This window comes from Trujillonella endophytica, assembly GCF_900110555.1.
Taxonomy (GTDB): domain Bacteria; phylum Actinomycetota; class Actinomycetes; order Mycobacteriales; family Geodermatophilaceae; genus Trujillonella; species Trujillonella endophytica.
In genome coordinates this window covers 102,929-115,331 of the sequence record NZ_FOEE01000006.1, presented here as the reverse complement: position 1 = coordinate 115,331, position 12,403 = coordinate 102,929, and the positions used below count along the sequence as shown (strand labels likewise).

At 74.2% G+C, this 12,403-nt stretch carries 12 protein-coding genes and 2 tRNA genes; 10 read left to right on the top strand and 4 right to left on the bottom strand.

All coding sequences use genetic code 11. From position 1 onward, the window contains the following. Positions 1-53 precede the first annotated feature (53 nt). Complete coding sequence (locus BMY88_RS24665) at positions 54-698, bottom strand: DUF805 domain-containing protein (RefSeq protein ID WP_211435601.1); 645 nt, start codon at positions 696-698, stop codon at positions 54-56. 74 nt (positions 699-772) lie between these two features. After that, entirely contained in the window at positions 773-1,573 is an 801-nt protein-coding gene (locus tag BMY88_RS24660) for a hypothetical protein (RefSeq protein ID WP_091943130.1), read from the bottom strand. Between the two features lie 165 nt (positions 1,574-1,738). On the opposite strand from BMY88_RS24660, the gene serA reads away from it, so the two are divergent. The 5 genes from serA (at position 1,739) to BMY88_RS11200 (ending at position 7,829) form a co-directional block, all read left to right on the top strand. Beyond that, positions 1,739-3,340 carry a phosphoglycerate dehydrogenase gene (gene serA, locus BMY88_RS11220; RefSeq protein ID WP_244524607.1) on the top strand — a complete coding sequence of 534 codons (1,602 nt, stop codon included), beginning with the start codon at positions 1,739-1,741 and terminating at the stop codon, positions 3,338-3,340. A gap of 52 nt (positions 3,341-3,392) precedes the next feature. Further along, positions 3,393-4,415 (top strand): 3-isopropylmalate dehydrogenase, encoded by a 1,023-nt coding sequence (locus BMY88_RS11215; RefSeq protein WP_091943126.1) that lies wholly within the window; start codon positions 3,393-3,395, stop codon positions 4,413-4,415. A 197-nt stretch (positions 4,416-4,612) separates the two neighbouring features. Beyond that, a complete protein-coding gene (gene cimA / locus BMY88_RS11210; protein ID WP_091943123.1) occupies positions 4,613-6,202 on the top strand; it encodes a citramalate synthase in 1,590 nt (529 codons plus the stop codon). An 11-nt stretch (positions 6,203-6,213) separates the two neighbouring features. After that, the gene (locus tag BMY88_RS11205) at positions 6,214-6,489 is read left to right on the top strand and encodes a NifU family protein (RefSeq protein WP_091943121.1); all 276 of its coding nucleotides are present in this window, start codon (positions 6,214-6,216) and stop codon (positions 6,487-6,489) included. A gap of 56 nt (positions 6,490-6,545) precedes the next feature. Next, complete coding sequence (locus tag BMY88_RS11200; RefSeq protein ID WP_091943119.1) at positions 6,546-7,829, top strand: DUF427 domain-containing protein; 1,284 nt, start codon at positions 6,546-6,548, stop codon at positions 7,827-7,829. A 12-nt stretch (positions 7,830-7,841) separates the two neighbouring features. On the opposite strand, the gene BMY88_RS11195 is transcribed toward BMY88_RS11200, so the two are convergent. Together BMY88_RS11195 and BMY88_RS11190 are read right to left on the bottom strand one after the other, a co-directional pair. Further along, positions 7,842-8,171 carry a putative quinol monooxygenase gene (locus BMY88_RS11195; protein ID WP_091943117.1) on the bottom strand — a complete coding sequence of 110 codons (330 nt, stop codon included), beginning with the start codon at positions 8,169-8,171 and terminating at the stop codon, positions 7,842-7,844. Next, the gene (locus tag BMY88_RS11190) at positions 8,172-8,552 is read right to left on the bottom strand and encodes a VOC family protein (RefSeq protein ID WP_091943115.1); all 381 of its coding nucleotides are present in this window, start codon (positions 8,550-8,552) and stop codon (positions 8,172-8,174) included. 65 nt (positions 8,553-8,617) lie between these two features. On the opposite strand from BMY88_RS11190, the gene BMY88_RS11185 reads away from it, so the two are divergent. From BMY88_RS11185 to BMY88_RS11165, 5 genes are all read left to right on the top strand, one after another. After that, on the top strand, positions 8,618-9,430 hold the full coding sequence (locus BMY88_RS11185; protein WP_091943113.1) for a fumarylacetoacetate hydrolase family protein: 813 nt from the start codon (positions 8,618-8,620) through the stop codon (positions 9,428-9,430). After that, positions 9,427-10,896, top strand: coding sequence for a glutamate--tRNA ligase (gene gltX / locus BMY88_RS11180; RefSeq protein ID WP_091943111.1), 1,470 nt, complete (start codon positions 9,427-9,429; stop codon positions 10,894-10,896). Before BMY88_RS11185 ends, gltX begins: the two co-directional genes overlap by 4 nt. Beyond that, a complete protein-coding gene (locus BMY88_RS11175) occupies positions 10,893-12,125 on the top strand; it encodes a CPBP family intramembrane glutamic endopeptidase (protein ID WP_139220458.1) in 1,233 nt (410 codons plus the stop codon). The genes gltX and BMY88_RS11175 overlap by 4 nt, the downstream gene beginning before the upstream one ends. A gap of 74 nt (positions 12,126-12,199) precedes the next feature. Then, positions 12,200-12,271, top strand: a tRNA-Gln gene (locus BMY88_RS11170). A gap of 45 nt (positions 12,272-12,316) precedes the next feature. Then, positions 12,317-12,389, top strand: a tRNA-Glu gene (locus tag BMY88_RS11165). The last annotated feature ends 14 nt before the right edge of the window (positions 12,390-12,403 follow it).

Genomic DNA, 12,403 nt, shown 5'->3' with positions numbered 1-12,403 from the left:
TGCCGAGTGCAGCGGGGGCCTCGTCGTTCCCGCGAGTGCGGGCGATGCCGGTGTCAGTACTGGGCGCCCTGGTACTTGGGCGAGGGGCCCCAGCGGTTGGGGTTGCGGTCCCCGTCGGTGGCCCACCAGACGATCAGCACGATGATCCCGACCAGCGGGATCAGCGTGAGCAGCTGCCACCAGCCGGAGCGGCCGGTGTCGTGCAGCCGCCGGGCGCCCACGGCGAGGTTCGGGACGAGGAGCCCCAGCCCGACGATGATCTGCAGGGCCGGGAAGCCGATCAGCTGGTCGATGATGCCCGCGACCACGGACACGAGGATCCCGAAGAGGAAGAACCACCAGAACTCCGAGCGACGCGCCCGGCCGGTGAAGTCGGCGTACTTCGTGAGCACGGTCTGCACGGCCACGGGGAACGGCATGGAGCCGCCACCCGCCGGGGCGCCGTAGCCGGGGGGAGCCGCGGGGTACCCGCCCGCCGACCCGTAGCCCTGCGGCTGGGCGCCGTAGCTCTGGGGCTGGGCCCCGTAGCCCTGGGGCTGGGCGCCGTATCCCTGCGGCGGCTGGGCGCCGTAGCCCTGGGGCTGGGCGCCGTACCCCTGCGGGGGCTGGGATCCGTAGCCGGGCTGGCCCCCGTACCCGGGCTGGCCCTGGGGGTCGCCGCCGGAGGGCGGCGGGTAGTTGGGGTCGGGGCTGGACATGGCGGTTCCTCCTGGTGGGCTGGTCAGCGACGCAGCGTAGGCGGCTGGTGGCGCCGGTGGGCGGGTCGGACGCGTCAGCGGGGACGGTGCGCGCGTGCGGCGGCGAAGAACCCGGCGGACTGCCGGTTCGCCAGCAGGACGACGATCAGGATCGAGACGACGAGGCAGATCAGGCCGAACACCGTCCCGCCGGGACCCTCGCCGTCGGACGCGGCGCCGATCCCGCCGACGAACACCAGGCCGGTGCAGGCGATGGCGATCGAGCCCCCCACCAGCAGCGGCACCCGGCTGCGGCCGGACAGGACCCAGACCGAGCCCCAGATCATCACCACGGTCCAGGCCAGTGCCAGCAGGCCGGTGAACAGCAGGATGCCGGCGGCCGCCCCGAAGACGTCCCCGAAGACCCCCGGAGCATCGGAGAAGCTGCTCGCCGCGAGGCCGTAGTACAGCAGGAAGAGCGTGACCAGCGCCCCGAGGCCGCCCCAGACGAAGCCGAGCACGGCGGCGGTCACCACGCCCCCGGGCCGGCCCGCCGCGACGCCGTAGGGGCCGTAGGGCTGCGGCTGCTGGCCGTAGTAGTAGGCCGGGCCGCCGTAGGACCCGTGCTGGGCGGCGTAGCCCGGCTGGTCGGTGTAGCCCTGCTGGTCGGCGTATCCCGGCTGGGCGGTGTAGCCCTGCTGGTCGGCGTACCCCGGTTGGGCGGCGTAGCCCTGCTGGTCGGTGTAGCTCTGCTGGTCGGCGTATCCCGGCTGGGCGTAGGGCTGGGGGGCGTACGGCTGGGGGGTGTAGGGCTGCGCGGGGTATCCCGGCTGGGCGGTGTACCCCTGGGTGTGGGGGTCGCCGGCCGGGAACGGCTCGTGGCCGGATGTGCTCATCGGTCCCTCTCTCGGTGCCGCCCGAACCGGCGGCCGGTCGCCAGGATGGTGGCCGCGCTGCCACCGGGCAAGGACGTGCCCGGTCGGTGGCGGGCATGTCGGAGGTGCCGACGGGGCCGCGACGAGATCGGCGGCCGGCCCGCGACGCTCCTAGGCTGTCGCCCCGTGACCGCCTCGCCCGGGAGAGCGCCCGTCGTCCTGATCGCCGAAGAGCTCGCCCCGAGCGTGCTGGAGGTGCTCGGCGAGGCCGTCGAGATCCGCCACGTCGACGGCGCCGACCGCGCGGCACTGCTGCCGGCCCTGGCCGACGCCTCCGCGGTGCTGATCCGCAGCGCCACGCGGATCGACGCCGAGGCGCTGGCCGCCGCGCCGCGCCTCGAGGTCGTCGCCCGTGCCGGCATCGGGCTGGACAATGTGGACGTCGCCGCCGCCACCGAACGCGGCGTCCTGGTCGTCAACGCGCCGACCTCCAACATCGTCAGCGCCGCCGAGCACGCCGTCGCGCTGCTGCTGGCCGCCGCGCGGCAGATCCCGGCCGCCGACGCCTCGCTGCGCGCCGGCGCCTGGAAGCGGTCGTCGTTCATGGGCGTGGAGGTCACCGGCAAGACCGTGGGCGTGGTCGGGCTCGGCCGGATCGGCGTCCTCGTCGCCCAGCGGCTCGCCGCCTTCGGGACGACGCTCATCGCCTACGACCCCTACATCCAGCCCGGCCGCGCGGCCCAGCTCGGCGTCCACCTGGTGTCGCTGGAGGAGTTGCTGCGCGAGTCGGACTTCATCACCGTCCACCTGCCCAGGACTCCCGAGACGGTGGGCCTCATCGGCGCCGCGGAGCTGGCCACCACCAAGCGGGGCGTCATCGTCGTCAACGCCGCCCGCGGGGGACTGGTGGACGAGGCGGCCCTGGCCGACGCGCTCCGGTCCGGCCAGGTCGGGGCGGCCGGCCTCGACGTCTTCGCCAGCGAGCCCACGACCGACAGCCCGCTGTTCGGGCTGCCCAACACCGTCGTCACCCCGCACCTGGGTGCCTCCACGACCGAGGCGCAGGACAAGGCCGGCACCGCCGTGGCGCACTCGGTGCGCCTGGCGCTGCAGGGGGAGTTCGTGCCGGACGCGGTCAACGTCCAGGCCGGCGGCGTCGTCGCCGAGGACGTGCGGCCCGGGCTGCCGCTGGCGGAGAAGCTGGGCACGGTCTTCACCGCGGTCGCCGGCGGGCTGGCCCAGTCAGTGACCGTCGACGTGCGCGGCAAGCTCGCCGAGTTCGACGTGTCGGTCGTGCAGCTTGCCGTCCTCAAGGGGGTGTTCGCCGACGTCGTCGAGGACCAGGTCACCTACGTCAACGCGCCCCTGCTCGCCGGGCAGCGCGGGCTGGAGGTGGCGCTGACCAGCGACCTGGAGAGCCCCGACTACCGCAACCTCGTCCGGGTGCACGGGGCGATGGCCGACGGCACCGAGGTGACGGTCTCGGGCACCCTGTTCGGCAAGAACCAGGTACCCAAGCTGACCGAGATCGACGGCTTCGACATCGACCTGGACCTCTCCGGCCACCTGTTGTTCTTCGTCTACACCGACCGGCCCGGCGTCGTCGGCACCGTCGGCGCGGCCCTGGGCGAGGCCGGCATCAACATCGCCGGTGCGCAGGTCAGCCGCACGACCCGGGGCGGGGAGGCCCTCATGGTGGTCACCGTGGACAGTCCCGTGCCGGCCGAGCTGCTGGACGACATCGCCGGACGCATCGGCGCGGGCCAGGCACGCGCCGCCGACCTCTGACCCGCCGACCTGCTCGGAGGCCGCTCCCGGCGCCCGACTAGGGTCGGTCCCCATGCGCTTGGCAGTGATCGCGGGAGACGGCATCGGCCCGGAGGTCGTGGCCGAGGGGTTGAAGGTCCTCGGCGAGGTCGCTCCCGACCTGGAGACCACCCCCTACGACCTGGGCGCTGCCCGCTGGCAGCGGACGGGCGAGCTGCTGCCCGACTCGGTCCTCGACGAGCTGCGCCGGCACGACGCGATCCTGCTCGGCGCGATCGGTGACCCGGGCGTGCCGCCGGGCATCCTCGAGCGCGGGCTGCTCCTGCGGCTGCGCTTCGAGCTCGACCACCACGTCAACCTGCGCCCGGCGAAGCTGTTCGACGGCGTCCGCAGCCCGCTGGCCGAGCCCGGCGCCATCGACATGCTCTGCATCCGCGAGGGCACCGAGGGCCCGTACGTGGGCAACGGCGGGGTACTGCGCCGCGACACCCCGCAGGAGATCGCCACCGAGGTCAGCCTCAACACCGCGTTCGGTGTCGAGCGCGTCGTCCGGTACGCCTTCGAGCGCGCGATCGCCCGCCCGCGCAAGCACCTGACGCTGATCCACAAGACCAACGTCCTCACCCACGCCGGCTCGCTCTGGTCGCGGACGGTCGAGGAGGTCTCGGCCGAGTTCCCCGAGGTCACCGTGGCCTACCAGCACGTGGACGCGGCCACGATGTTCTTCGTGACCGACCCGACCCGCTTCGACGTCATCGTCACCGACAACCTCTTCGGCGACATCGTCACCGACCTCGCGGCCGCCGTCACCGGCGGCATCGGGCTGGCCGCCAGCGGCAACCTGGACGCCTCGGGCACCAACCCGAGCATGTTCGAGCCCGTGCACGGCTCGGCGCCCGACATCGCCGGCACCGGCGTCGCCGACCCGACCGCGGCGGTGCTCTCGGTCGGCCTGCTGCTCGAGCACCTCGGCCGCACCGAGCAGGCCAAGAAGGTCAACGCGGCGGTCGCCTTCGACCTGTCGACCCGCGACCCCGGGGCGCCGATCCGGACGCAGGAGGTCGGCGACCGCCTCGCGGCGCTCGCCTCCGGCTGACCCTCCCGGCCCCCGTCCGGCGCCCGTTCCCCCGGCCGGGGGGACGGGCGCCGTGTGCTTTACTCGCCGGTGATGTCCCGCGCCCGCACCACGATTATCGGCTAGCGCGCAGTCCACCCTCGACTGCGCGCAGACCTCCCGTACCCGGGGGGTCTTTTTCATGTGCGGCGAGTCGCCCCCCGTCCCAGGAGCTCGTAGTGGCCACCGACAGCAGCCCGACCAGCACGGACTTCCACGTGTTCGACACGACCCTGCGCGACGGCGCGCAGCGGGAGGGCGTGAGCTACTCCGTCGCCGACAAGCTCGCCGTCGCGCGGCTGCTGGACGAGATCGGCGTGGGCTACATCGAGGGCGGCTGGCCGGGCGCGATGCCCAAGGACACCGAGTTCTTCGCCCGGGCCCGCACCGAGCTGCCGCTCAAGCACGCCCAGCTCGTCGCGTTCGGGGCCACCCGCAAGGCCGGCGTCGCGGTGGCCGAGGACCCGCAGGTGGCCGCGCTGCTGGAGGCGCGGACGCCGGTGGTGTGCCTGGTCGCCAAGTCCGACGTCCGGCACGTGCGCGAGGCCCTGCGCACCACGCTGGAGGAGAACCTGGCGATGGTCGCCGACACCGTGGCGCACCTGGTCGCGCACGGCCGCCGGGTGTTCGTCGACTGCGAGCACTTCTTCGACGGCTACGCGGCCGACCCCGACTACGGCGTGCGGGTGCTGGAGGCGGCGTTCGGGGCAGGCGCCGAGGTCGGCGTCCTGTGCGACACCAACGGCGGGATGCTGCCGATGACCGTCGGACGGGTCGTGGCCGACGTCCGCGCCCGCACGAGCGGGAAGCTGGGCATCCACTGCCAGAACGACACCGGCTGCGCGGTGGCCAACACCCTCGCCGCGGTCGAGGCCGGCGTCACCCACGTGCAGGGCACCGCCAACGGCTACGGCGAGCGGGCGGGCAACGCCGACACGTTCGTGCTGATCGCCAACCTGGTCACCAAGATGGGGCTGCCCGTCGTGCCCGCCGAGTGCCTGCCGGAGCTCCAGCGGGTCAGCCACGCCATCGCGGAGCTGGCCAACATCGCCCCCGACGACCACCAGCCCTTCGTCGGCGGCTCGGCCTTCGCGCACAAGGCCGGCCTGCACGCCAGCGCGATCAAGGTCAGCCCGCAGCTGTACAACCACCTGGACCCGGCCGTGGTCGGCAACGACATGCGCATCCTGGTCACCGAGATGGCCGGCCGCGCCTCGGTCGAGCTGAAGGGCCGCGAGCTCGGCGTCGACCTCGCCGGGCAGGGCGACGCGATCGGCCGGGTGGTCGACCAGGTGAAGGTCCTGGAGGCCGACGGGTGGTCGTTCGAGGCCGCCGACGCGAGCTTCGAGCTGCTGCTGCGCGCGCAGCTGCCCGACGCCCCGCCGCCGCTGTTCGAGCTGGAGAGCTACCGCGTGTCGGTCGAGCACTGGGGCAACGGCCTGGTCGTCAGCGAGGCCACGGTCAAGGTGCACGTCGACGGCGAGCGCATCATCCGCACGGCGGAGGGCAACGGCCCGGTCAACGCCCTGGACAACGCGCTGCGCGAGGCCCTCGTCGACCGGTACCCGCAGCTGGCCGGCGTCGCGCTGGCCGACTTCAAGGTCCGCATCCTCGGCTGGAAGGGCGGCACCGGCGCCACCACCCGCGTGCTGGTCGACACCACCGACGGCACGGGGGAGTGGACCACCGTCGGCGTCCACGACAACATCGTCGAGGCCAGCTGGCACGCGCTGGTCGACGCGCTGACCTACGCCGTCCGGCACCGCTGAGCCCGGCAGCGATGGACGCCGACCGGGTCGCCTCGGCGCTGGCGCCGCTGCGCACGCTGCTGGCGGGCGACGGGGGCGACGTCGAGCTCGTCGCGGTGGACGCCGGTGCTGGCACGGTCGCGCTGCGGCTGCTGCTGCGGGACGCCGCGTGCGCCGAGTGCGTGATGCCCCGGCCCTACCTCGAGCAGGTCGCCGCCGACGTGCTGCGCCGGGCCCTGCCGGAGCTGCGCGCGGTCACGGTGGAGGACCCGCGCGAGGGCTCGCCCGGGACGGCGGCGGCCCACTAGCCTGCGCTGGCGTCCGGACCGCCGTCCGGACCCCCCCTCGACGACGAGGAGCGCGCGTGGACGTCGAGTCGGCGTGGCCGAAGTACCCCGACTACCGGATCGACCTGGTGCCCGTGGAGGGCACCGTGGCGATCCGGCACGGGGACCTGCTGCTGGCGGAGAGCTCCCGGGCCCTCCGGCTGGAGGAGACGCGGCACGTCGACCGCATCTACGTGCCCGAGGACGACGTCGACTGGAGCCTGTTCACCGTCGCCGAGGGCGCGCACACCGTGTGCCCGTTCAAGGGCGTCGCCGACTACTGGGACCTCACGGCCGGCGACGACGTCGAGTCGACCCTCGTCTGGGCCTACCGCGACCCGTTCCCCGAGGTCGCCGGGATCGCCGGGTACGTCTGCTTCTACCAGGAGCGCACCCGGGTCGAGGTCGAGGAGCGCTGGCCCACCGACCCGCCCGGGCGGCACCGCACCCGCCGGTTCCCCGGGTGGGGCGACCAGGCGGAGCTGACCCGGCTGATGGACGTCGAGCAGGTCGCCCCCGGCCGGTTCGTGGGCCCGGCGTACGGCCCCACGCCCCGCGACGTCGTGGAGGGCGGCCAGCTGCTCGGGGCGGCGATCGTCGCGGCCGCGAAGTCCGTCCCGGGCAAGCGCGTCGTCTCCGGCTACGTCACGTTCGCCCGGGCGGCGTCGTTCACCGAACCGGTGGACGTCGCCGCCGACGTGCTGCGCGACGGCCGTGGCTTCGCCACCGTGGCGGTGCGCATCGACCAGGGCGGGACCTTCCGCAGCGGCGGCACCCTGATGCTCGACGCGGGCGCGCCGGACCTGATCCGGCACGCCGCGCCGATGCCCGACGTCCCGGGGCCGGAGGAGTCCGAGCCGCTGGACATGGGCGTCTCCGGCCGCGACCTGCGGGTGGTGGACGGCGCGTACCAACCCGACCCGGACCTCGTCGGGCCACCGGAGATCTCGGTGTGGTGCCGCTTCCGCGACGACCCCGGCCCGCAGCACCTGCACCAGGCCCTGCTGGCGCAGTCCACCACGCACTGGACCATCGCCGCGGCGATGCGCCCGCACCCCGGGTTCGGCGAGGCGCAGGCGCACGTGACGCTCTCCACCGGCGTGCTGTCGACGGCGATCTCGTTCCTGGACGACGTCGACGTCACGCAGTGGCTGCTGTACACGAACGCCGCCGTCGCCGCCGGGCGCGGGCTGGCCCAGGGGGAGGGGCGGGTGTACGCGCAGGACGGGCGGCTGGTCGCCACCTACGCGGTGCAGGCGATGGTCCGCGACTTCGCGGTGCGCCCGGCCGAGCTGGGGCTGGACTCCTCCTCGGCGATGTGACCGGCCGGTCGCTCAGTCGCGCGGCCGGATCTCGCCCATCGGGCCGAAGCCGCTCACGTCGGGGGCGTCGATGTAGATGATCTGCGGCTGCGCGCTCACCAGGTCTGGCGCGACGTCCACGAACCGCCGGAAGTGGTCGGTGCCGACATGGGCACCGCCGGCCGCGGCGTCCCGGAAACCCTCGATGCAGACGAAGGTGTCCGGATCCTCCAGGCTCCGCGACCACTCGAAGAACACGCTGCCCTCCTCGGCGTCCACGGCCGCCGCGTAGTCGCGGGCCAGCGACGTCCACTCCTCGGTGCGCTCGGGTCGGACGGGGAACTTCACGACGATGACGATCACTCAGATCTCCTCCAGGCGGGTGCGCAGCAGGCAGAACGGGTTGCCCTCGGGGTCGGCCAGCACGTGCCAGGTCTCCGCGCCGGTCTGGCCGACGTCGGCCGGCACGGCGCCGAGGGCCAGCAGGCGCGCCAGCTCCGCCTCCTGGTCCCGGTCGGTGGGGCTCACGTCCAGGTGCAGGCGCGGCTTCCGCGGCTCCGGCTCGGCGACCGGCGCGAAGACCAGCGTCGGGGCCGGCCCGCCGAAACCCGCCTCCGGCCCGATCTCCACCGCGCCGTCGTCGTCGCGGGACAGCACCCGGTAGCCGAGCACCTCCGCCCACCAGGAGGCGAGCGCCTCGGGGTCGCGGGAGTCGACGACGATCTCGGACAGGCGGCAGGCCACGCCCCGACGGTAGGGGGGAACCGCCGGCGGCGCGGCCCGGGGCGGCGGGTCAGTAGCCTCGACCCGTGCGCATCGTCCGCTTCGCCTCGCCCTCGGGCATGTCCTTCGGTGTCCTCGACGGCGACGGCCAGGTCGCCCAGATCGAGGGCCACCCCTTCGGCTCGATCTCCTTCACCGGCCAGCGCTACGCGCAGGCCGACGTCCGGCTGCTCTCGCCGATCCTGCCGAGCAAGGTCGTGTGCGTCGGGAAGAACTACGCCGACCACGTGAAGGAGATGGCCACCGGGGAGGCACCGGCGGAGCCGTTGATCTTCCTCAAGCCCTCGACCTCGGTCATCGGGCCCGGCGACGCCATCCGCATCCCGCCGGGCAGCACCAACGTGCACCACGAGGTCGAGCTCGCCGTCGTCATCGGCGCCCGCGGCGCCCGCAACGTCACCCCGGAGCAGGTCCCGGCCAGCGTCTTCGGCTACACGATCGGCAACGACGTCACCGAGCGCGACCTGCAGCGCAGCGACGGCCAGTGGACCCGGGCCAAGGGCTTCGACTCGTTCTGCCCCCTCGGGCCGTGGATCGAGACCGACCTCCCGGGCATCGGCAAGGACCCCGCCGACCTCGCCGTCCGGTGCTCGGTCGACGGCGAGCTGCGGCAGGACGGCCGCACCAGCCAGCTGCTGTTCGACGTGCCCACGCTGATCTCCTACATCTCTCGGGTGATGACCCTGCTGCCCGGCGACGTCGTCCTCACCGGCACCCCTGCCGGGGTCGGCCCGATCGCCCCCGGGCAGCGGGTGGAGGCCTCGATCGAGGGGCTGGGCACGCTGACCAACAGCGTCACCGGCGCCGACACCGTGTCCACCGCGGGCGGCGCCCGGTGACCACCAGGACCCGCTTCTGCCCGTCGCCCACCGGGCTGGTGCACGTCGGGGCGATGCGCACGGCGCTGTTCAACTGGGCGCACGCCCGGCACACCGGGGGCACGTTCGTGTTCCGCATCGAGGACACCGACGCCGCCCGCGACACCGAGGACTCCTACCGGCACCTGCTGGACTGCATGCGGTGGCTGGGGCTGGACTGGGACGAGGGCCCCGAGGTCGGCGGCCCGAACGGCCCCTACCGGCAGTCGGAGCGCTCCGACGTCTACCGCGAGGTGGCGGCGAAGCTGCTGGCGTCCGGCCACGCGTACGAGTCGTTCTCCACCAACGAGGAGGTCGACGCGCGCCGGCGGGCGGCGGGACAGGACCCCAAGCTCGGCTACGACAACGCCGACCGGTTCCTCACCGACGCGCAGAGGTCCGCGTTCCGCGACGAGGGCCGCTCGCCCGTGCTCCGGCTGCGGATGCCGGAGGAGGACATGGCCTGGACCGACCTGGTCCGCGGTGACATCAGCTTCGCCGCCGGGTCCGTGCCGGACTTCGTGCTGATGCGCGGCAACGGCGCTCCGCTGTACCCGTTCACCAACCCGGTGGACGACGCCCTGATGGGCATCACCGACGTCCTGCGCGGCGAGGACCTGCTGCCCTCCACCCCCCGGCAGATCGCCCTCTACCGGGCGCTCACCGACATCGGCGTCGCGTCGGGGACCCCGCGGTTCGGCCACCTGCCCCTGGTCTTCGGCGAGGGCAACAAGAAGCTCTCCAAGCGCGACCCGCAGTCGAACTTCGACGTCTACCGCGACCGGGGCTTCCTGCCGGAGGGCCTGGTCAACTACCTCTCCCTGCTCGGCTGGGCGATCGCCGACGACCGGGACGTCTTCTCCACCGCGGAGCTGGTCGAGGCCTTCGACGTCACCCGGGTCAGCGCCAACCCGGCGCGCTTCGACCTGAAGAAGGCCGAGGCGATCAACGCCACGCACCTGCGCGCGCTGCCCGCGGAGGAGTTCCTGGCGCACGTGCGGCCCTTCCTCGCCGGTGCCGGGCTGATCGCCGATCCGCCCACCGCGGACCAGGACCGGGTCCTGCGGGCCATCGCGCCCCTGGCCCAGGAGCGGATGATCGTGCTCTCCGACGCCGTCGGGCTGCTCGGCTTCCTCTTCGTCGACGAGGTCGAGATCGACCCGGCGGCCGCCGCGAAGCAGCTCGCCGGGGACGACGCCGCGGAGGTGCTCGACGCCGCCACCGCGGCGCTGACCGGGCTGGGCGAGTGGTCCACCGCCGCGATCGAGACCGCGCTCAAGGAGGCCCTGGTCGACGGCCTGGGGCGCAAGCCCCGGCAGGCGTTCGGGCCGGTGCGGGTCGCCGTCAGCGGCCGCACCGTCTCGCCGCCCCTGTACGAGTCCATCGAGCTGCTCGGTCGCGAGCGCACGCTCGCCCGGCTCGCCGCCGCCCGGGCGCACGGGGGATGACGGGGGCGGGCCGGCCGGAGGTGGAGGAGCCCTACACGGGGCCTCCGCCCACGGCCCGCTACGCCGCACCGCCGCGGGTGCCGGGCGCGCTCCCGGGCCTGCACCCGCCGCTGCCCGGGGGCGGGGACCACGGGCCGGTGCCGTGGCCGCTGGGGCCGGTGCCGATGGCTCCGGGGCCGCACACGCACCTCCCGGGGTCGCCGCTCGGCGGCCTCCCGGGTCCGCCGGCCGGCGCCGTGCCCTGGGGTCCGCCCCCGGGGCCGCCGCCGTGGGCGGTGCCGGCGCCGCTGCCGCACGACGTGCCCACGCCGTTCCTGCTGGCCATGCGGTCGCGCACCTGGCGCTGGTGGCGGCCGCTGCTCGGGCTCCTGGAGTTCGTGGGCGTGTACACGATCGCGGTCGTCGTGGTGGTGGTGGCCGGGGCGCTGGCCGTCGTCGCGCGCGGCCCGGTCGACCTCGACTTCGACGACCTCACCGACCCGTGGGTGCTCCTGGTCACCAACGCCTCCCTCGCGGTGGCGATCCCCGTCGTCTGGCTGTGCTGGGTCGCCGCCCACCAGATGCCGATCGGCTCGTCGTCGTCGGTGCTGGCCCGGTTGCGCTGGGAGCTGCTCGCCCGCTACGTGCCGCTCGCGCTGCTGGCCCTGGGGGCCGGGATCGCGGTGCAGCTGGCCGTCGGGTACGGCCTGGACGACGGCGTGGATGCCTCCGGCCCCGTCCGCTCGTTCGTCCTGCTGGCGGTCCTGGTCCTGCTCACCACACCGCTGCAGTCGGCGGCGGAGGAGTACGTGTTCCGCGGCTACCTCGGTCAGGCGGTCGCGGCCTGGGTCGGGCGGGAACGCGCGGGTGCCCTGGCCGCCGCGGTGCTGACCGCGACGCTGTTCTCGCTGGCCCACCTGCCGGGGGACCTGCTGCTGTTCCTCGACCGTTTCGCCTTCGGGCTGGCGGCCTCGGCGGTGGTGTGGCTGACCGGCGGTCTGGAGGCCGCGATCGTGCTGCACGCGGTCAACAACGTGCTGGTGCTCCTGCTGGCCGGCGCGCTCGGCGAGGGCGTGGACGCCGGCGAGGAGCTCGGCGGCGGGGCAGGGCTGCTGGTCGTCGCGCTCGACGTGCTGGCGATGGCCGCCTACGTGCTGCTGGTGCGGCGCTCGGTGGCCCGCCGTCCCCCCGCGACGCGGACCCCGGCGCAGGACCTCCGGCCGCCGGGGCAGGTCGCCGCGGCCCGCTGAGGAGAGGGGGGTGCGGCAGGCCGCCGACGGCGTCGGGTATGGTTGTCACCGCGCCGCGAGGCGTGCACGACCCTTGGGGTATGGGGTAATTGGCAGCCCGACGGTTTCTGGTTCCGTTAGTCTAGGTTCGAGTCCTGGTACCCCAGCGAGAGCGTTGTTCTCCGGATCAGCGTCCTCACGCACCACCGCACGGCCCCGTCGTCTAGCGGCCCAGGACGCCGCCCTCTCACGGCGGTAGCGAGGGTTCGAATCCCTTCGGGGCTACGCGCACGAGAGCC